Source organism: Virgisporangium aurantiacum, from assembly GCF_016863635.1.
Taxonomy (GTDB): Bacteria; Actinomycetota; Actinomycetes; order Mycobacteriales; family Micromonosporaceae; genus Virgisporangium; species Virgisporangium aurantiacum.
In genome coordinates this window covers 37,302-60,703 of the sequence record NZ_BOPG01000024.1, presented here as the reverse complement: position 1 = coordinate 60,703, position 23,402 = coordinate 37,302, and the positions used below count along the sequence as shown (strand labels likewise).

Below are 23,402 nucleotides of genomic sequence, written 5' to 3'. Positions count from 1 at the left end.
GGACCCTTCGGCTTGAACTTAGGGTCCCTAAGTTAGCACGCCGAGGCCGAGCTCGGCGAGGACGGCGTTGCCGGCCGCGGCGGCGTCGCCGCCGGTCAGGATGAACGTCCGGGCCTGTTGATAGGGGCAGCCGGCGGTCTCGAACGCGGCGGCGATGGCCGGGAGGCGATGGTGGTCGCGATCGAGCAGCGCGGCCGCCCGGTCGAGAATCGCGGTGGCGACGGGGTTTCCGGTGACGACGGGCCGCCCGGTGACGATGTGGTGGGCGGCGTCCGGGTCGCCGGCCAGGACGGCGGCTTCGGCCCGCAGGACCACGTGCCAGTGCAGCAGGATGCCGGTGAGCCACGCGGTCCGGGTGTGCAGCTGTTCCCGGGCGGCCGTGGCGTCTCCGTGGTGGAGCAGGACGATCGCGTCGAACGTCGGGCCGTAGCCGGCCCGGTCGTCCGCGGTGACGCCGAGCTGGTCGACGACGGAGAGCCACTCGGCCCGGGCTGCCTCGTCACCGGCGATGCCGTGGACCATCGCGACGGCGGCGGCCACCGGGCCGAACGCGCGGGCCGGTGGCCGGCCGGCGCGGGTCCAGGCGTCGAGGAACCGGCCGCTGGCGGCGATCACGTCGGTGCCGTGGCCGGCGAGGGCGTCGGCCATGAGCAGCCGTGAGGTGGCGATGTGCCCGTCCTCGGCCAGCGCGGGCAGGTCGCGCAGCCGCCGGCCCCAGCGTCGTGCCGCCGGCAGGTCGCCGACACCGATGCTGGTCGCGGTGGCGATCAGGAGCGAGTCGATCAGCTCGTCGGTGGTGGCCGGCGTCACGGGTGCGTCATCCAGCAGCTCGACGCGGCGGCGGGCGGTCGCGGCGGCGGCGAAGACGTCGCCCGCGCGGCGTTGGGCCCCGGCCAGCGCGAACAGGGCGGCGCACTCGGGCAGCGGATCGTGGAGGTGGCGGGCCAGGTCCACCGCCCGCTGGGCGCGAGCGGTCATCTCCGCCGCGTCCGGCGCGGGCGTGGCCGGGTCGGCGAAGAAGGCGTGCCCCGCGGCGGCGCAGTCGGCGAGGGCCACCGCGGCGCGGGCCGCGACGTCGTCGCCGGCCAGCTCCCGCGCCCGGACGAGGAGCGCGATCACGTCCTCGCGCGGGGGCGGCTGGGCGAAGGCTCCGGACTTGCGGAAGTAGGTGGTGGCCGCGGTGGCCAGGTCCGCGGCGGGGTTTCCGGCGTGCCGGGCGGCGGCCTGCCAGAGGCGGTAGGCGTCGTCGCCGCGCATCCGGCAGGCAGCCACGGTCGCGGCGCACCGCAGGGCGGCGGCCGCGTCAGCGGGGTCGTCGGCGAGGGTGGCCGCCTGCTCGTAGCGCTGCTGGGATTCGCCGACGAGGGTGCGGACAAAGGTCAGCCGGGCCAGCGACAGGGCGAGGTGGTGGGCGTCGACGCGTCGGTCGGCCCGATCGGCGGCCCAGCCCAGGGCGGCCCGCAGGTCGTCGGCCACCGCGTCGAACCGGGCCCGCCAGTCGCCGTTGCCCGGGCTTCCGGCCAGTTCGTCGACGGTGGCCCGGCACCAGCGCAGGTGCCGGGCCCGGGTGGCGTCGTCCTCACCGGACGCGGTGAGCAGGTCGGTTCCGTACTGGCGGACGGTCTCCAGCGCCCGGTACCGGGTGCGGCCCCCCGACGCGGCCACGCTCAGCAGGCTCCGGTCCGCGAGCCGGGCCAGCCCGTCGGCGATCCGGCCCGGGTGCAGCGGGTCGTACCCGGCCACCGCCGCGGCGGCCGAAGTGGTGAACGGCGAGACGAACACCGAGACCCGGCGCAGCAGGGTGAGGTCGGCCGGGTCGAGCAGGGCCCGGCTCCAGTCGAGCATGGCCCGCACGGAGCGGTGCCGGTCGTCGGCCCGGTACCCGCCGACGAGCAGCCGGAGGTGATCGGACAGGCCCGCGATCAGCCCGTCGAGGCCGAGGGTGGGCAGGCGGGCTGCGGCGAGTTCGATCGCCAGCGCCACCCCGTCCAGCTGCCGGCACACCTCGGCGATCCGGTCCCGGTGCGTGTCCTCGACGGTCCAGCCGACGGCTCCGGCCCGGTCGACGAACAGGGCGACGGCGTCCCCGTCGAGCGACAGCGGCGGTACCGCGTGGACCCGCTCGAACGGCACCATCAGCCGGGCCCGGCTGGTGACCAGCACGCTGACGCCCGGGCAGCGCGCCAGCAGCTGCTCGGCGAACGGCGCCACCCCGGCCGCCAGGTGTTCACCGTTGTCCAGCACCAGCAGGGCCTGCCGGTCGGCCAGCGCCGCGAGCACCGATTCGTCGATGCCGCATCCCCGCCGCTCGCCGACGCCGATCGCGGCCGCCACCGCGGCACCGACCATCGCCGCGTCGGTGACCGGAACCAGGTCGACGAACCACACGCCGTCGGCGAACGTGCCGGCCAGGTCCGCGGCGACGGCCAGCGCCAGCCGGGTCTTGCCCACCCCGCCGGGCCCGACCGCGGTGACCTGCCGGTGCGCGCGAACGGCGGCACCCAACGCGGTCCGCTCGGTGGCCCGGCCGACGAACGCGGTCAGCGGCGTCGGGAGCCCGGCCAGCGCCCGACTGGTCCGCTCGGCGCGGGCGACGTCGGCCGCGAGGTCGGCGAGGGCCCGCCGGTCCGGGGCGCCGAGCTTGCGCAGCAGGGACGACACGTGCGCCTCGACCGTGCGCACCGAGATGAACAGCTGCGCACCGATCTCGGCGTTGCTGCGGCGCTGCCCGACCAGGGCCAGGATCTCGGACTCGCGGGCCGAGATGCCCGCCGGCGTAGACACGCGTGCCATCCTCGCGCACGGGCCTCCATCCGTGGCCCGTTCCGTGCTCGGCACGGATGCGGACCCGGCCGGCAGGCGGGACACTGACCAGCCATGACCTCCATCGAACACGTCACCGTCGAGGTGACCGACCCGGCCATCGCCGAGCGTTTCTACGCCGCCCTCGGGCTCGGCACCCGGGTGTGCGTGCGGGCCTCGGACGCGCCGACGACGGGCTTCCGCGGGTTCACGCTGTCGCTCGTCGTCTCGCAGCCGTCCACCGTCACCGGCCTCGTCGACACCGCCCTCGACGCCGGCGCCACCACGCTGAAGCCCGCCGAGAAGTCGCTGTGGGGTTTCGGTGGCGTCATCCGGTCCCCGGACGGAACCATCGTGACGATCGCGTCCTCGTCGAAGAAGGACACCGGCCCGGCCACCACACAGATCGACGACGTGGTGCTGCAGCTGGGAGTCGCCCACGTCGCCGCGAGCAAGCGGTTCTACGTCGACCACGGCCTCGCCGCGACGAAGAGCTACGGCCGCCGGTTCGTCGAGTTCGGCGGATCCGGCCCGATCTCGATGGCGCTGCTCAAGCGCCGCGCCCTCGCGAAGGCCGCCGGCGTCTCCGCGGACGGCACCGGATCGCACCGCATCGTCGTCGGCAGCGACGCCGGACCCTTCACCGACCCGGACGGGTTCGTGTGGCAGTCACCGTCCCGCTGAACCGGCGCCGGGTTCCTCGACCTGGACGCCGAGCGAGTTCAGCGTCCCGGCCAGCATCGCGTAGAACCCGACCAGCATGCACACCTCGATGACCTGTTCGGTGGGGTACCGGGCGGCCAGGTCGCGCCAGGTCGGGTCGCTCAGCCGATGGTCGGCGACCAGCTCGTCCGCCACCCGGAGGGTCAGCGCGCGCACCGCGTCCCCGTCCTCGACGGTGTCGCGGGCCAGCGCCTCCAGATCGGCGTCGGTCACGCCGACGGACCGGCCGATGCGCGTGTGGTGCGACCAGATGTAGCCGGCCCCGCACCGCCACGCGGCCCGCAGAATGAGAAGCTCCCGAACCCGGCCGTCCAGTGTCGACCGGGTGAGCAGGCGCTGCCCGAACGGCAGGAAGTCGGCGAACACGTCGGGATTGCGGACCAGCGTGGTGTAGACGTTGAGCTCCGCGCCCGCCTGCGCCACCAGGGCGGCCTGGCGCTCGGTTCGCTCGGACGGTGCCAGCGGCGCGACCCGCGCCGGTTGCTCGATGTCCGGCATCGAAATCTCCTCCTATCGGCGGGGCGGGCAGAATGGGCCGATGTCCGCTGAAGAGACCGGTGACCGCCCGCGGCGGTGGATCGTCTGGCGCCAGGACGACAACGGGAACCGCTTCGAGGTGAACCGGTACGAATCGCGGGCGGACGCCGACGAGGTGGCCGCGACCATGGAGGCCCGCGGCCACAAGCAGATCTACTGGGTCGCCGAGGTCTGAGCCAGCCCGGCCAACCGGGTCACCAGGCGGGTGCGGACGGCCCGCTCGTCGTCGCCTTTCGCGGGCCACCAGGGGCACGCGACGGTGAGCGCCGCGACGCGGCCGGTCGCCAGCAGGCGTTCGCAGGCGCCGAGAACGGCGGCGGCGGACGGGCCGCCGAACGCCGGGAAGCGGAGGCCCGGAACCTCCCCCGCGTCGATCACGTCGACGTCGACGTGCACGACCAGCGGGCCCGACGGCACGGTGTCGGCGGCCACGTCGGTCACCTGGATGTGACCGGTGGCGCTGCCGGCGAGGTACCCGACCTCCGCCGGATCGAGGTCGCGGGCGTCGACGAGCACGGCCCGCTCCGCCGGCACCGGCCGCAGCCCGATCGGGTCGGCGTAGCGGTCGGGGTGCGCGCCGGTCAGCAGCCGCAACGCGAGCCCGCCGAGATATCCGGACGTGGACGTGTCGAGCGTGTGCACGTCGCCGTGCGCGTCGAACCAGACGACGGCCGGATCCAGCCCGGCGCGCTGCAGGCCGGCGACGGTTCCACCGGTCATCAGGCAGTCGCCCGAGAACACCGTCGGGACACCGCCGGCCGAGACCACCGGCGCGACCGCGTCGGCGATCGCGCCGCAGACGCCGGCCAGCGTGCCCCACACGTCACCGTCGGAGCCGTCGGGCAGATCCGGGTGGACGGTGACATCGGCGTCCACCGGGATGTCGTCGGCGGCCAGTCGCTGGTCCTGGTGGTACGGCGCGAGGATCGTCGTCACCCGCGAACCCTATCCAACGGGTTCGCGCAGGCCGACGCAGTCGTGGTCCCAGAACGCGTTCCGGTAGACGAACGTTCCGGTCATCCAGGGTTCGTAGGCGGACAGGCGCACCACCTGGAACCCCCCGTCGGGGATCCGCAACGACGGCTTGCGGAAGCCGTGATCTGCGCCCGGCGTGAACCCCAGCCGGGAGTAGTAGCCGGGATCGCCCTCGAGGAACACCAAGGGGACGCCGCGCTCGTCCATCGCCTCCAGACCGGCGCGGACGAGGGCGGAGCCGATGCCGCGGCCCTGCCTCGGCGGCGTGACCGCCAGCGGGCTCAGCGTCTGGACCGGCACGAGCCGCCGCGGGGCGTCGAGCAGCGCCGGGCTGAACATGATGTGCCCGACGACCTCGCCGTCCTCCTCGAACACCAGCGAGAGGGCGTCGCTGCGCAGCGCGTCGACCAGCTCGGCGACGGTGACGCCGTGATCGCCGCCGAAGGCGGCCCGCTGAAGGGACGCCACCGCGTCATGGTCGCGCACGTGCTCGGTACGTATGGGCATGGCGGGCAAGCTAACGCCCCGGGCCGGGTCCGCCAATCGAATTACCGCGGCGCCAGCGGACCTCGCCGTCCTGCCACTCGTCGGTGCGGGTCAGCCCGACCGCCGCGGCCACCGCCGCCGACGCTCCGTGGTCGGGGTGCACGTGCGCGACGATCTCCCCGTCCACCCGCCCCGCCAACCACGCGACCAGCGCGCGGGCCGCTTCGGTCGCGATCCCCCGGCCCTGCCACGGCGTACCGATCACCCACGCGACCTCCGCGACCGGCCCGGTGACCGTCGCCTGCACGGTCCCGGCCAGGCACCCCTCGTCGCGGAGGCGGACGACCCAGTTCAACCACGAGACCGCCGGATCGGGTGACCCGGCGGTCATGCGCTCGTAGCGGGCCCGCAGCTCGTACGGTGTGGCCGGGCTGCCGCCGATGTAGGTGTGCAGGGCGGGATCCGACAGCACCACGGCCATCTCGTCGGCGTGGTCGACGCGCAGCGGAAGCAGGTCGAGCCGGTCCGTGGCGATCTCTTCGGCGTCCATCCTGCGATCATGCCGTGGGTCAGGCGCGCCGGCGGGCCATCCACTGCCAGATGTGCTGCCCGTTGACGCTCGGATCGTTGCGGGCGACGTAGATCCACGACCAGTGACCGGGGAACTGGTGCCCGTTCCAGATCACGTGCTCGTACAGCGACACCAGCGACCCGGGTATGAGCTCGTGCGCGTGGACGGTGTTCGGCACCGGCGGCACCGTCGTGTCGTCGAGCGAGGTGACCAGCCAGGTCGGCGTGCTGATCGCGGTCAACTGCTCGTCGGTGATCAGCCGTGGCCCGCCCTGGAACGACTGGACGACCCCGCAGATCGGCACCGACGCGGCGAACAGGTCGGGGTAGACGGTGGTCATCTTCAGGCTCATGTAGCCGCCGTTGCTGCAGCCCACCACGTGGATCCGCGACGTGTCGACGTCGTTGCGCCGCACCACCTCGCGGATGATCTCGTTGATCAGCGGCGCGAAGCGGTCGCCGTCCTCGATCCAGAACGACGTGCTCTGCGGCGCCACCACGTACGCACCGTTGAAGATCCGTTGCGCCTCCGGCGTGGCGAAGCCCAGCGCGCCGCGGTTCGCGCGCAGCGTCGTCTCGTTGTCGTAGTAGTTGTCCGGCAGCGAGGCGCCCTCCCCGCCGCCGTGCAACCACACGACCAGCGGACGCCGGCCCCGCGCCCGGGGCGAGAACAGCCGGTACTTCATGCCGGACCGCGCGGTGTGGTAGCTGAACGCGTCCACCTCGGGGCTGGACAGGCGGCCCTGCCGGAACGAGGAGATCGTCACCGGGCGGCGGCGCACCGAGACCGGCGCGTTCTGGGTGATCGTGTAGACCAGCATCAGCTGGACGTTGCGTCCCTTGCTGACGATGTACCCGAGCGTGCCGCCGCCGACCTGGCCCTCGGCGTACGCCAGGTCGAGCACGATGTCGCCGCGGCGGTCGACGCGGACGGCGGTCACCGGGCGGTCGAGGTCGTACTCGCTGAAGATGAGGTCGCCGGGCGCGAGCGGGATCGGGCTGGTGGCCTTGGCGTGGACGCTGAACGTCCCGGCGGTCACGCTCGCCGGATCGATCGGACCGAGGCGGGACGTGTCGAGGGTGACGGAGGTGACCTGCTCGCCCCCGTCGAGCACCTCCGCGTTGAGCGTGAACCCCACGCCCGTCGGCGGGTGCCCGTTGCCCGCGTGGGCGGCGGCCGGCAGGGACAGACCGGCGGCGGCACCCGCGCCGGCGGCCAGGATCGAACGACGGCTGATCGGCGGCGTAGCCATGCGGAGACCCCTTCGAATCGATTAAATCCAAATCATCGAGTTCGAAGCCGGTCTATCACATGGCGATCGTTCGAGGGAAGGGCGGTCAGAGGGTCTCGGTGACCGGGCGGCGACCACCGAGGCGGGCCGGCACCGCGGTCAGCGCGGCCACCACGAGCACCGTCGCCAGCACCACGACGGCCGACTGCCACACCGACGGCAGCGTGGCCCGGTCGCGGTCGCCGCCGGTGATCGCGACGATCGCGGCGAACAGCGCGAACCCGCCCGGGAACGCCCCGAGCAGCGCACCGACCAGCGCCGGGAGCACCTGCGCGGCCGCGAGCGCCGCGGCCACGTCGCCCGGGGTCGCGCCGAGCGCGCGGGCCAGCGCCGACGAGTGGCGGTTGTCGAGCACGGTCGCCCAGGTGATGAACACCGCGTTGACCGCGGCCAGCGAGAACAGGATCACCATCCAGACCAGGAGCACGTGCCGCAGCGTCGCCACCTGCGGCTCGCCGTACCCGGCCGGCGGCTGTCCGGTGAGGAACGAGTTCAGCACGAGGACGACGTACACGCCGCTGATCGTCACCGCGATGCTGACGACGGCCAGGACGGCCCGGCGCGGCCGGCGGGCCGCGACCCGCAGGGCCATGAGCAACGGGACCGGCAACCGCGCCGACACCGCGATCAACCAGCCCACGCGGCGTGGCGGCCGGGCCGCGTCGGCCAGCGCGTCGACCGTGCTGACGCGGGCCGCCCGCACCGCCGGCACGAGCGTCGCCACCACCGCGACCCCGAGCGCGACGGCGGTCACCACCCCGACCGTCGACAGGGTCAGCGACGGCGTGCCCGCGCTGCCGAGCAGGCCCGCGGTCGGCCCGGTGAGCAACGGCGCCGCCAGCGTTCCCACCGCCAGGCCGGCCGCGGCGGCGACCAGCGCCACGGCGAGGTACTCGGCCAGCAGCACCGCGGCGACCAGGCCCGGCGTGCCGCCGACCGCCTTCAGCAGGCCCACCCGCCGGGTCTGGTCGGCCATCCGGCCACCGACCAGTACCGCGAGGCTGGCCACCGCCAGCAGACCGAGCAGCCAGGCGCCGATCAGCAGCAGGATCTGCGAGTCACCGGCCAGTTCCGTGGCGTCGGTGAGGATGTCCTGCCAGGTCCGCATCGGCAGCCGCTGGCCGTACGTGTCGACGAACGCCTGCGCCGCAGCGGGGTCGGCGAGTTTGAGGTTCAGCACGTACGCCGCCTCACCCGGGATGCCGCGTACGTCGTCCCCGGTGAGCCACACCAGGCCGGGATTCTCCAGCAGGTCGTCGGGCAGCGGCCGGTCGCCGTCACCCGTGCCGACCAGGCAGGCGAAGTAGCAGAGCGACTGCGGATAGGGCGGCGCCGCGGCCGTCACCGCGAAACCGACGACCTCGAAGGCCCGCCCGCCGAGCGTCACCTGTTGGCCGATGCGCAGATCGAGCGCGTCGGCGAACGCGGCCTCGACCACGACGCCGCCCGCGCGGACCCAGCCGCCGCGGGTGACCTCGGGCCGGTCGACCGATGCCGGTGTGCTGTCGCGGCCGACGGCCTGCACGTCCGACGTCCGGCCGTTCGCCCGCAGTTCCGTGGCGGCGGCCGGGAACGGTCCACTGTGGTCGGTGACGCCGGGCCGGTTCTCCAGACCGGCGAGCGCGCCGGGTTCGTCCGCGCTGACGACGACGTCGGGCCCGTTGGTGGCCGCCCGGGTGGTCGCGTACGGGTCGCCGGCCGCGTCGCGCAGCACCAGGCCGAGCGTCAACGTCGTGGTCGCCGCCATGACCGCGAGCAGCAGGAGCACCGCCTCGGTGCGGCGCCGGCGGAGGTCGCGCGCGGCGAGGCGGGCGACGAGCAGGAGGCGACCCATCAGTCCTCCAGCCCGACGAGGGCGCCGAGCCGTCCCGAGGTGCCGCCGGTCAGCCGGGTCTCGTCGACGAACGCGCCGTCGCGCATCGTGATCAGCCGGTCGGCGGTCGCCGCGATCCGCGCGTCATGGGTGACGATCACCAGCGTCTGCCCGGCCGTGTGCAGCCGCTCGAACAGCTGGAGCACGTCGAGCGTGGCGGCGCTGTCGAGGTTCCCGGTGGGCTCGTCGGCGAGGACCACGGCCGGTTCGTTGCTCAACGCCCGTGCCACCGCGACCCGCTGCCGCTGCCCGCCGGACAGCGCCGACGGCAGGAACCGCGCCCGATCGGCGAGCCCGACCTGGTCGAGCAGCTCCAGCGCCCGGCGGCGGGCGGCACGCGGTGACCGGCCCGCCATCAGCGACGACAACTCGACGTTCTCGACGGCGGTGAGCTCCTCCATGAGGTGGAACGACTGGAAGACGAAGCCGACCTCGGAGCGGCGGATGCGGGCCAGCGCCTTCTCGCTCAACGTGTCGATGCGCCGCCCGTTCAGCCACACCTCGCCGTCCGAGGGCCGGTCGAGCCCGCCGAGCAGGTGCAGCAACGTCGACTTGCCGCACCCGCTGGGTCCCATGACCGCCACGGTCTCCCCGGCGGCGATGTCGAGATCGACCTCGTCGACGGCCCGCACCAGCCCGTCGCCCGTGCCGTACCGCTTGCGCAACCCGCGGGCGCTCAACGTGGTGGTCACGATCCACTCCTCCGGTGGGTCCAGGTCTGCTCGCACGCTTCGAGCCACCGCAGGTCGGCCTGGAGGCGAAGCACGACGCCCTCCAGCAGCAGGGCCGCGTCGGAGCCTCTGAGCGGCTCGGCCATGGCCGCGCGCTGGGCGTCCCGCAGGCGGCGCAGCAGTTCGCGGCGCTGGGTGTCGACGATCACCACCGGGTCGGCCAGCCGGGCCGCCGCGGCCGCGACCAGCTTGAGGTGGAACTCGGCGAGGTCGGGACGCGGCCAACCCACCTCGGCGATCCACTCCGCGACCCGCTGCTGGCCGGCGGGCGTCAGGGCGTAGACCTTGCGATCGGACCCGCCGGTGCTCTCCAGCAGGCCGGCCTTCTCCAGGCGCGTGAGCGTGACGTACACCTGGCCGGCGTTCATTCCGTCGCCGAGCGGGCCGAGCGCGTCGCGCAGGCGGGTGCGCAGCTCGTAGCCGTGCGCGGGCTCCTTGGCCAGCAGCGCGAGGACCACTTCCTGCCGCATCCGCACCCCCGTATAACCGTTAGCCCCTATAGCTAACGGTTAGCCCTGGCGATTGTCAAGGCCGCGGTGCCGCCTTCAGCGACGTTGACCCGGAGTCACGCACAGAGATGATCTTGGCCGAGCCCGGACCCGGGAGACAAAGTCCTGCCGCAACCGGCCGTTGTCTCCCAAAAGAGTGCCGCCCCGAGCCTCCCTGCGGAGCCTCATGATCATGGGGTCGGTGGCATCGCCTTCCGGTCGACGGTTCGCGACACCGCGAACGTGACGGCCCCGCCGAGCGCCAGGATCCAGGGCCCCATGCCCGCCGGCGCGATGATCGTCCTCGGGACGCCGGCCGCCAGCATCACCACCGGAACGACGACCAGGCCTGCGGTACCGACCATGCACGTGCACAGGAGGGCCACCGACCGCGCCGACAGTCGCCAGCGGGTCCAGCGCCGGCCGGGCAGCGTCAGGTCGATGAGGAATCCGGCAAGCCCGGCCATGACGATCACCGCGACGTCGACGAGGACCAACGCCAACACGATCCTGTCCTGGCTGTCCATCGCGGCAATGTACCAATCAGTCGATGACCATTGGACGTTCAGTGGGCCGCGCCAGACTGCCCCGCAAGCGCTTCGACGGACGTCGATGCCGGGGATTGGAGGACCCATGCGAAGACGACTGCTCAGCGGCGTCCTGGTCATCTGTCTGGCCGCCGCGATCGGGCTGGCCGCGCCGCCCAAGCCGGCCAAGGCGGTGGCCTGGACCGTGTGGATCAACGTCGCGGTCGCGGTGGCGGGGAGCCTGTTCGGCGGTGGCGGTGGCGGCGGGGTGACGTCGGCCGAACTGGAACGGGCGAAACAGGAGATCCTCGGCGCGATCAACCAGTCGCAGCAGGAGATCCTCGCCCACATCGACGGCATCGCCGCGGCCGACGTGCGAGCGTGCCTGCGGTCGGGCACCATCCTGATGCCGAGCCTCGACTACATGGACGAGTACACCGTGCCGGTGTTCATGCAGAACAGCCTCAACTGTGCGACGACGGCGACCGCCTACTTCGACGCCGTGGTCGACCTCGCCGCGGCGGACAACATCGCCAAGCTGCTCGGCGAGGTCTACTCGATCGCGATGGTCACGTTCGCGAAGATGGGCTTCGACAGCACGTACCTGCTCGACGACCTGATCCACACCTACGAGAACGTGCTGAACAAGGTGAAACCGGCGTGCAGCCACTCCTACGGCACGATCTGGGACCCGGAGTTCGCCTGGATCACCGAGCACACCTACGGGTGCCGCGCGTTCAACGGCGAGGTCGCGTGGAACAGCGAACTGTGGCACGGATCGGAGACGATCAACCCGATCGACTACGCGTGGGTCGAGTCGTACCCGATGCGCGACACCTCGCGTCCCTACATCGAGCAGACGCTTCCGCTGCTCCGTCAGATCAGGGCCAACGTATGAAGATGAGGATGATCGCGGCCGTGCTGGCCATGGTTCTGGTCAGCCAGACCGCCGTGCAACCGGCGAAGGCCGACGCCAACTGGGACAGCTACGTCGACATGGGCATCGAGCTGCTGATCAGCTTCATCGACAAGGCCGAGAACGGCATCGACGACATCGAGCTCCTCCAGCTGGTCCAGGAGCTCCGGGCGGCGCTGTCGGGCGTCAAGGCCGACCTGTACGCGCACGTCGACGAGTTGGCGGTCGCCGACATCAAGGCACAGGTCCGGTTCACCATCAACAACGTCGGCATGCTCAACGTGCCGTCGCTCCGGGGCAGTTACGTCGTCAGCGTCGCCACGGCGGCCGCCAACGCCCGCGAGAAGCTCGCGGTCTTCGGTGCCGACGCGGCCCGGGACACCGTCGCCCGGGCCATGATCACCGAGTACCAGACGCTGCTCGTCGGGCAGGCGAGGGTGGGGATGCCACCGGCGTACGCCGAGTACAAGGAGGCGCTCGCGCACGCCATCGCCAGCATGCAGCCCCGGTGCAGCGAGTTCATCGACCCGAAGCTGGGCTCGATCACCCACTCCTGCGACTGGAACGGCCGGAACGTGACGGGAATCCAGCGGATGGGCACCTCCGGCTACGCGGAGGTCTCCTACGACGGCGGCGTCACGTGGTCCCGGAACACGCTCGACCGCGGCTACATCTCCACGAAGGTCATGGAGCAGACCGCACAGGAACTGGCCAGGCGTGCACTCCTCGAACTTGTCGAGGGCGGCCACTGACCGACCCGGGGCGCGCCGGATGCCTCATCCGGTGCGCCCCTTCGGTTCCCAGGCGTGCGGCGCGGTCCAGTGCCGGACCATCGCGACGATGCGGAACATGAACACGAACAGCGCCGCGCACGTCGCGACGACGGGCATCGGCAGGTCCGTGTGGTGGGCCGCGACGACGACGGCCGCGCCGGCCGCCGCCGGGATCGAGTACAGGTCCGTGTCCATCTGGACGAGCGCGGGCGTCTCCCGGGCGGTGATGTCGCGCAGCACACCCCCGCCGACCGCGGTGGTGACGCCGAGCAGCACCGCCTGCAGCGACCCGAGCCCGAAGTCGAGCGCCTTGAGGGTCCCGGTGACGCAGAACAGCCCGAGGCCGGCGGCGTCGAACACGAGGACCGGGAACGCCAGCCGCCCCACCAGCGGATGGGCGAAGAACGTCACCACCGCCGCCACCATCGGGATCACCAGGTAGTTGACGTTCGTGAACGCGGCCGGCGGCGTGTCGCCGATGACGAGGTCCCGGAGCACACCGCCGCCGAGCGCGGTCAGCAGCGCCAGAACCACGATCCCCACGACGTCGAACCGCTTGTGGATCGCCATCAGCGCACCCGAGGTGGCGAACACGTAGAGCCCCGCCAGCTCGAGGATGTTGACCATGGTGTCCACCGGCATCCGGCCAGTGTCGCCGATCAACCGACCCCGTTTGACCGCTTCTCGTAGGCGGCGCGGCTCGCCTCGATGTGCGGGACGTGCTCGATGGCCCATCCCGCCAGGGCGAGCGCCGGCCCGAGCAGGCTCCGCCCGGTCGGGGTCAGCTCGTACTCGACCCGCGGCGGAACCTCGGCGTGCACGGTCCGGTCGACGAGGCCGTCGCGTTCCAGGTTGCGCAGGGTCAGGGTGAGCATGCGTTGGGAGATGCCCGGGACCTGCTGGTGCAGGTCGGTGAAGCGCAGCGTCCGCTGGTCGAGGGTGGCGACGATCAGCAGCGTCCACTTGTTGCAGATCTGGTCGAGGATGCGGCGGAGCGTCCGGCCGCCGTCGCCCCGGATCATGCAGGCGTGTCCGAACTCCTCCACCGCACCTCCCTGTGTGTCAGGCACACGGATGTGCCTTTTGTAAGCCGCTCAATAGTGACGCATCATGTGGCTACTTACGACCGGTAACCAACCTGGTCAGCATGGAGGTCGCCATGGAGATCGCGTACTGGATCGTCGCCGGGCTGCTGGCGGTCTTCTATCTGTACGCCGGGGGCAAGAAGGTCGTCCAGAGCCAGCAGCAGCTGCTGCCCATGATGGGCTGGGTCGACACGGTGCCCATGCCGCTGGTGCGGACCATCGGGGTGCTGGAGGTCCTCGGCGCGGTCGGCCTGATCCTGCCGCCGCTGACCGACATCGCGCCGGCGCTGGCGGTGGCCGCCGCGGTCGGGCTGGTGCTGATCCAGGTCGGTGGCATCGTCGTCCACGTCAGGCGGGGCGAGGCCCGCCTGATCGGGCTGAACATCGGCCTGCTGGTGGCGGCCGCGGCGGCGGCGTGGCTCGGCACCACCTGGCTCTGACCCGGGACGACGTACGCCGCCGTACTGTGGGACCTCACAATACGCACCGGTACGGGGTCGAACCTACGTGAGCACAACGGAACCCGATCCGGCGGTCATCCGGGAACGGCGTCATCTCATCAACGTGGCGTACCGGCTGCTCGGCTCGCTCGCCGAGGCCGAGGACGCCGTCCAGGAGACGTATGCCCGCTGGTACGCCATGCCGCGGCACAAGCGGGACGAGGTCGAGTCGCTCGGTGCCTGGCTGACGACCGTCACCAGCCGGATCTGTCTCGACATGCTCGGCTCGGCCCGGGCCCGGCGGGAACGGTACGTGGGCGAATGGATCCCCGAACCGATTCCGGGCCCGACAGCGGAGGGTGACCCGGCCGACCGGGTCACCCTCGACGAGTCGGTGACGATGGCGTTCCTCGTCGTCCTCGAGTCGATGACGCCGGCGGAGCGGGTCGCGTTCGTCCTCCACGACGTCTTCCGCTACCCGTTCGCCGACGTCGCCGGGATCGTCGGCCGCACCGAGGGCGCGTGCCGCCAGCTGGCGTCGTCGGCCCGCCGCCGCGTCCAGGCTTCGGAGCCGCCGACCGCCGGGGACGCCGCGCGGAACGTCGCGGTCGTCCGCGAGTTCAAGCGCGCCTGGGAGGCGCGCGACATCGGCGCGCTCGTCGGCCTGCTCGACCCCGCCGTCACCGCGACCGGCGACGGCGGCGGCCTGGCCAGCGCCGCGCTCAGGCCGATCGTGGGCGGGGCGGAGGTCGCGCGGGGCATCGTGGACGTCGCCGGCAAGGCGCCCGACATGACGCTCCTGGAACGGACGGTTAACGGCCAGCCCGGCCTGATCGCCCAGCTGGACGGCGTCACGGTGACCGTGTTCGCGTTCGACATCGTGGGCGACCGGATCCGCCACATCTGGGCCGTCCGCAACCCCGAGAAGCTCGGCCCCTGGCGCGCTCCCTGACTTCCGGACGTGGCAGGGTTGGCCCCCGCGCCAGGGAGAGGGGCAACCGGACGATGCAGGTGTCAGAGGTCGGGCGCGCCACCGCCGCGGCCACGTCGACCGCGGCGGCGCTCGGGTTGACGGTCGGGGACGCGGTCGTGCTGCACGACTCGAACAAGCTGACCCTGCGGCTGCTGCCGTGCGACACCGTGGCCCGGGTGGCACCGGAAGCCCAGCAGAACGCGCAGTTCGAGCTCGACCTGGCGCGGCGGCTCGCCGACGCCGGTGGTCCGGTCGCCGTTCCCGACCCGCGGGTGGAGCCACGGGTCTACGCCGCCGACGGCTTCGTGGTCACGCTGTGGACCTACTACGGGTCCGTGTCGGAGCCGGAACCGGCCGCGTACGCCGGGGCGCTCACGACGCTGCACGCGGCCATGCGCGCGGTCGACGTCCCGACGCCGCACTTCACCGACCGGGTGGAGGAGGCGCAGCGGCTCGTGGCCAGCCCCGACCTGACGCCGGAGCTGCCGGACGCCGACCGGGAGCTGCTCGCCGGCACGCTGCGGAACCTGCGGCGGAGCATCGGCGCGCGGGGCGCCGCCGAGCAGCTGCTGCACGGCGAGCCGCACCCGGGCAACGTCCTCAACCCGGCGGGCAGGCCGGTGTTCGTCGACTTCGAGACGTGCTGCCGCGGCCCGGTCGAGTTCGACCTCGCCCACGCGCCCGACGAGGTCGTCGAGCACTATCCGGGCCTCGACCCGGACCTGCTGCGCGAGTGCCGGATCCTCATGCTGGCGATGATCACCACGTGGCGGTGGGACCGCGACGACCAGCTTCCGAACGGACGCCAGCGGGGCGCGGAGTGGATCGGCCAGATCCGGGCGGCCCTCAACACATAGCGGCTAGCTCTCCTCGCCCCGGCGGCGGAGCATGCCGAACCCCGGGATCCCGTTGATCGCCTGCTGCACCTCGCGCGTGACGCCGAGCAGTTCGTGGACGTCCGGGCCGATCTGGGTCACCAGGGCCTGCGCCGCCGCCGACGTCTCCGCGACCTGCCCCACCAACGCCCCGGCGACGGCGGAGGTCTGCGCGGCCTCCTCGGCGACGGTCGCGGCCGACGTGGTGACGGTGCGCACGTCGTCGACGGTCTTCTCGGCCGCGTCGACGATGGCGGCGATACGCACCAGCAGGACCTCGCCCTCGTCGATGAGCCGCAGCAGGCGGCCGGGGGCCGAGGCGAGCCCGGTCGCCACGGCCACCGCACTCCCGGCTGCGGAGACGGCGGTGGAGACGGCAGAGTCGATGATGGTCCCCGGGGCGGGGATGCGGAACGCCATCAGACCATTGTGCGTCGTCGACTGCGGATAAACGTCACCAAAAGGAGCGCGACCGCCGCGACCACCGCCACCGCCCCCGCCATGACCAGCGTCACCGCCACCCGCAGGTCGGGTTGCTCGGAGACGCTGACCGACGCGCCCGGCGCCGCCGGATCCCCCGCGCAGCGGATGACGTAACCTCCGGCGTCCCGCGCCTCGAACGTCGCGATCCGGGTGTAGACCGCGTCGTCCTCGGCCCGGGACACCCATTCCGCCCGCGGGCGCGGCTCCGCCACCGGTGCCGCACCGCCGTCGGCGGTCGTGACGCGGCACGGGCCGACCGCGCCGGTCGCCCAGATCGCGTGCGTGCCCGCGTGCGCCACCTCGACGGCCGCCGGTTCCGTCACCGACCCGCCGGAGCGCATCGTGACGAACGTCGGGTCCGGATGCGGAGTCAGCGGGTAGCTGGCCAGGCCGCCCACGCCGAGGGCGAGCAGGGCGACAGCGATCAGGACGCTACTTCGCATTGAAGTACGACGCGTCGGGGTGGTGGACGATCAGCGCGTCGGTCGCCTGCTCCGGGACCAGTTGGTACTCCTCGCTCAGCGTCACGCCGATGCGGCCGGCGTCGAGCAGGCCGACCAGCGTGCCGCGGTCCTCCAGGTCGGGACACGCCGGGTAGCCGAACGAGTAGCGGCAGCCGCGGAAGTCGGTGCGGAGCAGGCCGTCGAGGTCGCCCGGGTCCTGCGCCGACATGGGACGCCCGTCGGGCAGCACCAGTTCGTCGCGGACCCGCCGGTGCCAGTACTCGGCCAGCGCCTCGGTGAGCTGCACCGACAACCCGTGGACCTCCAGGTAGTCGCGGTAGGCGTTCTCGGCGAACAGCTTCGCCGAGTACTCGCTGACCGGCTGGCCGACGGTCACCAGCTGGAACGCGATCACGTCCAGATCGCCTGCTGACGAGCGGGGCTTGAAGAAGTCGGCGATGCACAGCCGACGGTCGCGGCGCTGGCGCGGGAACGAGAACCGGGCCCGTTCAGCGGCGGCGTTCTCGTCGAGCACGACGAGGTCGTTGCCCTCGGAGTAGCACGGGAAGTAGCCGTAGACCACGGCCGCCTCGAGCACCTTGTCGGTGGCGAACCGGTCGAGCCAGTACCGCAGGCGCGGGCGGCCCTCGGTCTCCACCAGCTCCTCGTACGTGGGGCCGTTGCCGCCGCGGGTGCCGCGCAGCCCCCACTGGCCGAGGAACGTGGCCCGCTCGTCGAGCAGCGCGGCGTAGTCGGCCAGCGGAATGCCCTTGATCACGCGCGTCCCGTAGAACGGCGCCTTCGGCACGTCGACGTCGAAGGCGATGTCGGCGCGGACGCTGGTGTCGTCGAGGGCCGGAAGGTCCTCGCGCACCGTCACCTGCGCCGCCCGGCGCTCGCGACGCGCGGCCAGGGCCTTCTCCCGCGCCTCGTCGATCACCGGCGCGCCGCCGCGCTTGGCCGTCATGACGCGCTCCATGAGCGTCAGGCCCTCGAACGCGTCGCGGGCGTAGTGCACCTCGCCCTGGTACACGGCGCGGAGGTCGTCTTCGACGTAGGCGCGGGTGAGGGCCGCGCCGCCGAGCAGCACCGGGAAGCGGTCGGAGACGCCCCGGGTGTTCATCTCCTCCAGGTTCTCCTTCATGATCACCGTGGACTTGACCAGCAGCCCGGACATGCCGATGGCGTCGGCCTTCGAGTCCTCCGCGGCGTCGAGGATGGCCGAGATCGGCTGCTTGATGCCGATGTTGACGACCTCGTAGCCGTTGTTGGTGAGGATGATGTCGACCAGGTTCTTGCCGATGTCGTGCACGTCGCCGCGCACGGTTGCCAGCACGATCCGGCCCTTGCCGCCGTCGTCGGTCTTCTCGATGTGCGGTTCGAGGTAGGCGACGGCCTGCTTCATCACCTCGGCCGACTGCAGCACGAACGGCAGCTGCATCTGGCCGGACCCGAACAGCTCGCCGACGGTCTTCATGCCGTCGAGCAAGATGTCGTTGATGATCTCCAGAGCGCTCTTGCCCGACAGCGCGGCCTCGAGGTCCTCTTCCAGGCCCGTGCGCTCGCCGTCGATGATCCGGCGCTTGAGCCGCTCCTCCAGCGGCAGCGCGGCCAGTTCCTCGGCCCGCCCGGCGCGGGCGGCGGCCATGTCGACGCCCTCGAACAGCTCGATCAACCGCTGCAACGGGTCGTAGCCCTCCCGCCGCCGGTCGTAGATCATGTCGAGCGCGACCTCGCGCTGCTCGTCGGCGATGCGGTTCATCGGCAGGATCTTGCTGGCGTGCACGATCGCGCTGGTGAGGCCCGCCTCCTGGCACTCGTGCAGGAAGACGGAGTTGAGCACCTGCCGGGCCGCCGGGTTCAGGCCGAACGAGATGTTCGAGATGCCCAGCGTGAAGTTGATCCCCGGGAAGCGGCGGGTGATCTCGCGGATCGCGTCGATCGTCTCGATCGCGTCGCGACGGGTCTCCTCCTGACCGGTGGAGATCGGGAACGTCAGGCAGTCGACGAGGATGTCCTGCACCCGCAGGCCCCAGTTCGTGGTGAGGTCCTCGATCAGCCGCGCGGCGACGCGCACCTTCCATTCGGCGGTGCGGGCCTGGCCCTCCTCGTCGATGGTCAACGCGACGACGGCCGCGCCGTGCTCCCGCACGATCGGCATGATCCGCCGGTAACGGCTCGTCGGGCCGTCGCCGTCTTCGAAGTTGACCGAGTTGACCACGCAGCGGCCGCCGAGGGCCTCCAGGCCGGCCTCGATGACGTTGGGCTCGGTGGAGTCGAGCATGATCGGCAACGTCGACGCGGTGGCGAACCGGCCGGCGAGCTGACGCATGTCGTCGGCGCCGTCGCGGCCCACGTAGTCGACGCACAGATCGAGCAGGTGCGACCCGTCGCGGGCCTGCTCGCGGGCGATCTCGATGCACTTGTGGAAGTCGCCGGCCAGCATCGCCTCGCGGAACGCCTTGGACCCGTTGGCGTTGGTGCGCTCCCCCACCATCAGCACGCCGGCGTCCTGCGCGAACGGCACGTGGTGGTACATCGAGGCGACACCGGCGTCCTCCTGCGGCCGGCGGTCGAGCGGGCCGAGGCCGGCCACCTTCGCGGCGACCGCGGCGATGTGCGCCGGCGTGGTGCCGCAGCAGCCGCCGACCAGCACCGCGCCGTACTCGGTGGCGAAGCGGTACAGGGCGTCGGCGAGCTCGTCGGGCGTCAGCGGGTAGACCGCGCCCTGCGGCGTCAACTGCGGCAGGCCGGCGTTCGGCATCACCGACAGGGGGACGCGCGAATGCTGGCTCAGGTAGCGCAGGTGCTCGCCCATCTCGGCCGGGCCGGTGGCGCAGTTGAGTCCGATCAGGTCGACGCCCAGCGGCTCCAGCGCGGTGAGCGCCGCGCCGATCTCGCTGCCGACCAGCATCGTGCCGGTGGTCTCGACGGTGACGTGACAGACGATCGGGACGTCGCGGCCGGCCGCCATCGCGCGCTTGGCGCCGACGATCGCCGCCTTGGTCTGCAGCAGGTCCTGACAGGTCTCGACGATCAACGCGTCGGCGCCGCCGGCGATCAGCCCGGCCGCGTTGTCGCGGTAGGCGTCGCGCAGCGCGGCGTAGGAGATGTGGCCCAGCGTGGGCAGCTTGGTGCCCGGACCGATCGAGCCCAGCACGTACCGGGGCCGGTCGACGGTGCTGAACCGGTCGGCCGCCTCCCGCGCGATGCGGGCCGACGCCTCGGCGAGCTCGAAGATCCGCTCCGCGATGTCGTACTCGGCCAGCGCGCTGAGGTTGGTGCCGAAGCTGTTCGTCTCGACCAGGTCGGCACCGGCCTGCAGGTACGCCTCGTGGACCTGGCGGACGACGTCGGGCCGGGTGACGTTGAGGACCTCGTTGCAGCCCTCGTAGCCCTCGAAGTCGTCGAGGCCCAGGTCGAAGGCCTGCAACATGGTTCCCATCGCTCCGTCGGCGACCAGGATCCGGCCGGCGGCGGAGAAGATGTCAGGACTTGAGCGCATCGTTCAAATCTACCGTTTCGGGTGGGCCGTCCGGCGCGGTCCTCCTGTGACACGCGTTGCCCTTGGGCGACACGCGCTCACGGCATGGTCCTGAGCAGTGCGGACCGTACCCGCGTAGGCTGGGTCGGTGACCGAGTTCGACGGCTTACCAGTCCTCCGCTCCCCTGTCGCCATCGCCGCGTTCGAGGGGTGGAACGACGCCGCAGATGCCTCCACGGCCGTGGTCGAGCATCTGGAGGAGATCTGGGAGGCGAAGAACGTCGCCACGCTCGACCCGGAGGAGTTCTACGACTTCCAGGTGAACCGGCCCACGGTCACGCTCGCCGAGGGCGAGGTCCGCAAGATCGACTGGCCGACCACCCGGTTCTCCGTGGCGAAGCCCCCCGGCGCCGAGCGCGACGTGGTGCTCATCCGCGGCATCGAGCCGAGCATGCGGTGGCGTACGTTCTGCAACGAGCTGCTCGAGGTGTGCCACAGCCTCGACGTCACCCGGATCGTGCTGCTGGGCGCGCTGCTGGCCGACGTCCCCTTCACCCGGCCGCTGCCGATCAGCGGCAGCGCCTCCGACCGCGCCACCGCCGACCGCTACGGCCTCACCCTCAGCCGCTACGAGGGCCCGGTCGGCATCGTGAGCATCCTTCAGGACGCCGCGCAGCGCGCCGACCTGGAGGCGATGTCGTTCTGGGTGCACGTGCCGCACTACGCCAACAACCCGCCCTGCCCGAAGGCGACGCTGGCCCTGCTGCACCGCATCGAGGAGGTCCTCGACCTGCCGATCCCCACCGCCGACCTGGCCGAGGAGTCGGGCGAGTGGGAGAACCGGCTGCGGCAGGCCGCCGAGCAGGACGCCGAGCTGGCCGAGTACGTCCGCGAACTCGAGGAACGTTCGGGTGACGAGGGCATCCAGCCGCTCAGTGGCGACGAGATCGCCCAGGAGTTCGAGCGCTACCTCCGCCGCCGCGGCGGCCAGGCGGGTCCCACCGCCAGCTACTGACGTTCCCGGCGCCAGCGGCGCGCCAGCGGCGCGACAGTCACGGCGCGTTCCCCGGGCCGTCCGGTTGCTACGGTCGGCCGGATGGTATGGGACGAGGGGGCCGGTCCGGCCTACCGGCCGCGTAGCGGCGAGGCCAAGGCGCACAACGGCATCGAACCGGTGAGCGATGAGCCGGTGAGCGATCCGCGCAGCGGCCCGCCCGGCGGTGTGCCGCCGTGGCAGGTGCAGGTCGGGGCAGTGCTGTACGCGGTCTGGTGGGTCTTCGTCGCGATCCGGCTCATGCAGCAGGGGTCGTACTCCGCCACCGCCTGGTGGGGGGTCAGCGTCTGGACGATCGTCATCGGGCTGGCGCTGTACCGCGTGTGGCGGGGCGGGCCGGTCGCGCGCTGGTTCCTGCACCGGTTCGGCGTCGGGGTCGGCGCGGTGCTCGGCCTCGGCATCGTGCTGCTCGCCTACACGCTGTCCGAACGGCTCGCCTGGGACTTCAGCACGATCACCGGTCCGCTGGTGGCGGTGGTGCTGTTCGGGGCGGGCCTGCTTTTCGGCACCGCCCCGGCACGGGCCTGGTGCCCGGGTTCCAACCCGGGCAACCCCTGACGGCTCACTGCTTGTAGGTCGAGAGGAACCGGCCGATCCGCCCGATGGCGTCCTTCAGGTCGGCGACGCGCGGCAGGGTGACCACCCGGAAGTGGTCGGGCTTCGCCCAGTTGAACCCGGTGCCCTGCACCACCAGCAGCTTCTCGTTCAGCAGCAGGTCGAGGACGAACTTCTCGTCGTCGTAGATCGGGTGCACCTTCGGGTCGATGCGCGGGAACATGTACAGCGCGCCCTTCGGCTTGACGCACGTGATCCCCGGAATCGCCGTGAGCATCTCGTGGGCGACGTCGCGCTGCTCGATCAGCCGGCCCCCGGGCAGCACCAGGTCGTTGATGCTCTGGTAGCCGCCGAGCGCCGTCTGCACGGCGTGCTGGGTGGGCACGTTCGGGCACAGCCGCATGTTGGAGAGGATCTCCAGGCCCTCGATGTAGCTCTCGGCGTGCTGCTTGGGGCCGGAGACCACCATCCAGCCGGTGCGGAACCCGGCCACCCGGTACGCCTTCGACAGCCCGTTGAACGTCAGGCACAACAGGTCCGGCGCCAGCGACGCGACCGACGTGTGGGTGACGCCGTCGTACAGGATCTTGTCGTAGATCTCGTCGGACAGCACCAGCAGGTGGTGCCGCCGCGCCAGCTCGACGATCTGCTCCAGCAGCGCGTCGGGGTACACCGCACCGGTCGGGTTGTTCGGGTTGATCACCACGATCGCGCGGGTGCGGTCGGTGATCTTCGCCTCGATGTCCTTGATGTCCGGATACCAGTCGGACTCCTCGTCGCACAGGTAGTGCACCGCCGTGCCGCCGCACAGGCTGGTCGCCGCCGTCCACAAGGGATAGTCGGGGGACGGGATGAGCACCTCGTCGCCGTTGTCGAGCAACGCCTGCAGCGCCATCACGATCAGCTCGGACACGCCGTTGCCGAGGTACACGTCCTCGACGTCGACGCCGTGCACGCCCTTGGTCTGGTAGTACTGCACCACCGCGCGGCGGGCGGAGAGCAGGCCCTTCGAGTCACCGTAGCCGTGTGCGGAACCCAGGTTGAGGATGACGTCCTGCAGCATCTCCTCGGGGGCGGCGAAGCCGAACGGGGCAGGGTTGCCGATGTTCAACTTCAGAACCTGGTGCCCCTCGGCCTCCAGGCGCTTGGCCTCCTGAAGTACCGGACCACGGATGTCGTAACAGACGTTGGCGAGCTTGCTCGACTGGCTGACCTGCATCCCGCCACCTTAGAAGGCCGGCGCCGGACCACCCCATGAATTGTCCGAAGGTTGGAATCCGTTCCGCCTACCAATCCGAAGGTTCTGGCCACCGGCCG

General features: G+C 71.9%; 25 protein-coding genes. 9 read left to right on the top strand and 16 right to left on the bottom strand.

Annotated features, from left to right (window positions below; translation table 11 throughout):
- Positions 1 to 27: 27 nt before the first annotated feature.
- Positions 28 to 2,784: an ATP-binding protein gene (locus Vau01_RS18835; RefSeq protein ID WP_239151697.1), complete on the bottom strand. Its 2,757-nt coding sequence runs from the start codon at positions 2,782 to 2,784 to the stop codon at positions 28 to 30.
- A 93-nt stretch (positions 2,785 to 2,877) separates the two neighbouring features.
- Here Vau01_RS18835 and Vau01_RS18830 point away from each other — a divergent pair, with 93 nt between their 5' ends.
- Positions 2,878 to 3,486 (top strand): VOC family protein, encoded by a 609-nt coding sequence (locus tag Vau01_RS18830; protein WP_203994308.1) that lies wholly within the window; start codon positions 2,878 to 2,880, stop codon positions 3,484 to 3,486.
- Here Vau01_RS18830 and Vau01_RS18825 read toward each other — a convergent pair.
- Entirely contained in the window at positions 3,472 to 4,023 is a 552-nt protein-coding gene (locus Vau01_RS18825; RefSeq protein ID WP_203994306.1) for a carboxymuconolactone decarboxylase family protein, read from the bottom strand. The two genes, Vau01_RS18830 and Vau01_RS18825, sit on opposite strands and share 15 nt — an antisense overlap.
- Positions 4,024 to 4,063: 40 nt before the next feature.
- On the opposite strand from Vau01_RS18825, the gene Vau01_RS18820 reads away from it, so the two are divergent.
- On the top strand, positions 4,064 to 4,237 hold the full coding sequence (locus tag Vau01_RS18820) for a hypothetical protein (protein ID WP_203994303.1): 174 nt from the start codon (positions 4,064 to 4,066) through the stop codon (positions 4,235 to 4,237).
- On the opposite strand, the gene Vau01_RS18815 is transcribed toward Vau01_RS18820, so the two are convergent.
- From Vau01_RS18815 to Vau01_RS18780, 8 genes are all read right to left on the bottom strand, one after another.
- Positions 4,216 to 4,998 carry an arginase family protein gene (locus Vau01_RS18815; RefSeq protein WP_203994300.1) on the bottom strand — a complete coding sequence of 261 codons (783 nt, stop codon included), beginning with the start codon at positions 4,996 to 4,998 and terminating at the stop codon, positions 4,216 to 4,218. The two genes, Vau01_RS18820 and Vau01_RS18815, sit on opposite strands and share 22 nt — an antisense overlap.
- 9 nt (positions 4,999 to 5,007) lie before the next feature.
- Positions 5,008 to 5,544, bottom strand: coding sequence for a GNAT family N-acetyltransferase (locus Vau01_RS18810; RefSeq protein WP_203994297.1), 537 nt, complete (start codon positions 5,542 to 5,544; stop codon positions 5,008 to 5,010).
- Positions 5,545 to 5,554: 10 nt separating this feature from the next.
- Complete coding sequence (locus Vau01_RS18805; protein WP_203994294.1) at positions 5,555 to 6,073, bottom strand: GNAT family N-acetyltransferase; 519 nt, start codon at positions 6,071 to 6,073, stop codon at positions 5,555 to 5,557.
- 19 nt (positions 6,074 to 6,092) lie between these two features.
- Complete coding sequence (locus Vau01_RS18800; protein WP_203994292.1) at positions 6,093 to 7,346, bottom strand: prolyl oligopeptidase family serine peptidase; 1,254 nt, start codon at positions 7,344 to 7,346, stop codon at positions 6,093 to 6,095.
- Positions 7,347 to 7,431: 85 nt separating this feature from the next.
- Complete coding sequence (locus Vau01_RS18795) at positions 7,432 to 9,219, bottom strand: FtsX-like permease family protein (RefSeq protein ID WP_203994290.1); 1,788 nt, start codon at positions 9,217 to 9,219, stop codon at positions 7,432 to 7,434.
- Entirely contained in the window at positions 9,219 to 9,950 is a 732-nt protein-coding gene (locus Vau01_RS18790) for an ABC transporter ATP-binding protein (RefSeq protein ID WP_239151696.1), read from the bottom strand. The genes Vau01_RS18795 and Vau01_RS18790 overlap by 1 nt, the downstream gene beginning before the upstream one ends.
- Positions 9,947 to 10,459: a PadR family transcriptional regulator gene (locus tag Vau01_RS18785; protein WP_203994286.1), complete on the bottom strand. Its 513-nt coding sequence runs from the start codon at positions 10,457 to 10,459 to the stop codon at positions 9,947 to 9,949. Before Vau01_RS18785 ends, Vau01_RS18790 begins: the two co-directional genes overlap by 4 nt.
- A gap of 209 nt (positions 10,460 to 10,668) precedes the next feature.
- Positions 10,669 to 11,004, bottom strand: a complete 336-nt coding sequence (locus Vau01_RS18780; RefSeq protein WP_203994284.1) for a hypothetical protein — start codon at positions 11,002 to 11,004, stop codon at positions 10,669 to 10,671.
- Positions 11,005 to 11,110: 106 nt separating this feature from the next.
- Between Vau01_RS18780 and Vau01_RS18775 the strand changes: the two genes are divergently transcribed.
- On the top strand, positions 11,111 to 11,902 hold the full coding sequence (locus Vau01_RS18775) for a hypothetical protein (protein ID WP_203994282.1): 792 nt from the start codon (positions 11,111 to 11,113) through the stop codon (positions 11,900 to 11,902).
- A 2-nt stretch (positions 11,903 to 11,904) separates the two neighbouring features.
- Complete coding sequence (locus tag Vau01_RS18770) at positions 11,905 to 12,672, top strand: hypothetical protein (RefSeq protein WP_203994269.1); 768 nt, start codon at positions 11,905 to 11,907, stop codon at positions 12,670 to 12,672.
- Positions 12,673 to 12,696: 24 nt separating this feature from the next.
- Here the strand turns inward: Vau01_RS18770 and Vau01_RS18765 are convergent, their stop codons facing one another.
- Both Vau01_RS18765 and Vau01_RS18760 read right to left on the bottom strand, forming a co-directional pair.
- Positions 12,697 to 13,335 carry a trimeric intracellular cation channel family protein gene (locus tag Vau01_RS18765; protein ID WP_239151695.1) on the bottom strand — a complete coding sequence of 213 codons (639 nt, stop codon included), beginning with the start codon at positions 13,333 to 13,335 and terminating at the stop codon, positions 12,697 to 12,699.
- Between the two features lie 17 nt (positions 13,336 to 13,352).
- Positions 13,353 to 13,739, bottom strand: a complete 387-nt coding sequence (locus Vau01_RS18760; RefSeq protein ID WP_203994266.1) for a winged helix-turn-helix transcriptional regulator — start codon at positions 13,737 to 13,739, stop codon at positions 13,353 to 13,355.
- 101 nt (positions 13,740 to 13,840) lie between these two features.
- Here Vau01_RS18760 and Vau01_RS18755 point away from each other — a divergent pair, with 101 nt between their 5' ends.
- The 3 genes from Vau01_RS18755 (at position 13,841) to Vau01_RS18745 (ending at position 16,048) form a co-directional block, all read left to right on the top strand.
- Entirely contained in the window at positions 13,841 to 14,218 is a 378-nt protein-coding gene (locus tag Vau01_RS18755) for a DoxX family protein (RefSeq protein WP_239151694.1), read from the top strand.
- A 67-nt stretch (positions 14,219 to 14,285) separates the two neighbouring features.
- Positions 14,286 to 15,170: an RNA polymerase sigma factor SigJ gene (gene sigJ, locus Vau01_RS18750; protein ID WP_239151693.1), complete on the top strand. Its 885-nt coding sequence runs from the start codon at positions 14,286 to 14,288 to the stop codon at positions 15,168 to 15,170.
- A gap of 53 nt (positions 15,171 to 15,223) precedes the next feature.
- Positions 15,224 to 16,048 carry a phosphotransferase enzyme family protein gene (locus Vau01_RS18745; RefSeq protein ID WP_203994263.1) on the top strand — a complete coding sequence of 275 codons (825 nt, stop codon included), beginning with the start codon at positions 15,224 to 15,226 and terminating at the stop codon, positions 16,046 to 16,048.
- 3 nt (positions 16,049 to 16,051) lie between these two features.
- Here the strand turns inward: Vau01_RS18745 and Vau01_RS18740 are convergent, their stop codons facing one another.
- Genes Vau01_RS18740 through metH form a run of 3 tightly spaced genes read right to left on the bottom strand, consistent with a single transcriptional unit; the run spans position 16,052 to position 20,497 of the window.
- Positions 16,052 to 16,486, bottom strand: coding sequence for a hypothetical protein (locus tag Vau01_RS18740; RefSeq protein ID WP_203994260.1), 435 nt, complete (start codon positions 16,484 to 16,486; stop codon positions 16,052 to 16,054).
- Positions 16,486 to 16,992, bottom strand: a complete 507-nt coding sequence (locus Vau01_RS18735; protein WP_203994258.1) for a hypothetical protein — start codon at positions 16,990 to 16,992, stop codon at positions 16,486 to 16,488. Before Vau01_RS18735 ends, Vau01_RS18740 begins: the two co-directional genes overlap by 1 nt.
- Positions 16,982 to 20,497 carry a methionine synthase gene (metH, locus tag Vau01_RS18730; RefSeq protein ID WP_203994255.1) on the bottom strand — a complete coding sequence of 1,172 codons (3,516 nt, stop codon included), beginning with the start codon at positions 20,495 to 20,497 and terminating at the stop codon, positions 16,982 to 16,984. The genes Vau01_RS18735 and metH overlap by 11 nt, the downstream gene beginning before the upstream one ends.
- Positions 20,498 to 20,624: 127 nt before the next feature.
- Between metH and Vau01_RS18725 the strand changes: the two genes are divergently transcribed.
- Entirely contained in the window at positions 20,625 to 21,491 is an 867-nt protein-coding gene (locus tag Vau01_RS18725; protein WP_203994253.1) for a PAC2 family protein, read from the top strand.
- An 81-nt stretch (positions 21,492 to 21,572) separates the two neighbouring features.
- A complete protein-coding gene (locus Vau01_RS18720) occupies positions 21,573 to 22,088 on the top strand; it encodes a hypothetical protein (RefSeq protein WP_203994250.1) in 516 nt (171 codons plus the stop codon).
- A 4-nt stretch (positions 22,089 to 22,092) separates the two neighbouring features.
- Here the strand turns inward: Vau01_RS18720 and Vau01_RS18715 are convergent, their stop codons facing one another.
- Positions 22,093 to 23,304 carry a pyridoxal phosphate-dependent aminotransferase gene (locus tag Vau01_RS18715; protein WP_203994248.1) on the bottom strand — a complete coding sequence of 404 codons (1,212 nt, stop codon included), beginning with the start codon at positions 23,302 to 23,304 and terminating at the stop codon, positions 22,093 to 22,095.
- Positions 23,305 to 23,402: the final 98 nt, after the last annotated feature.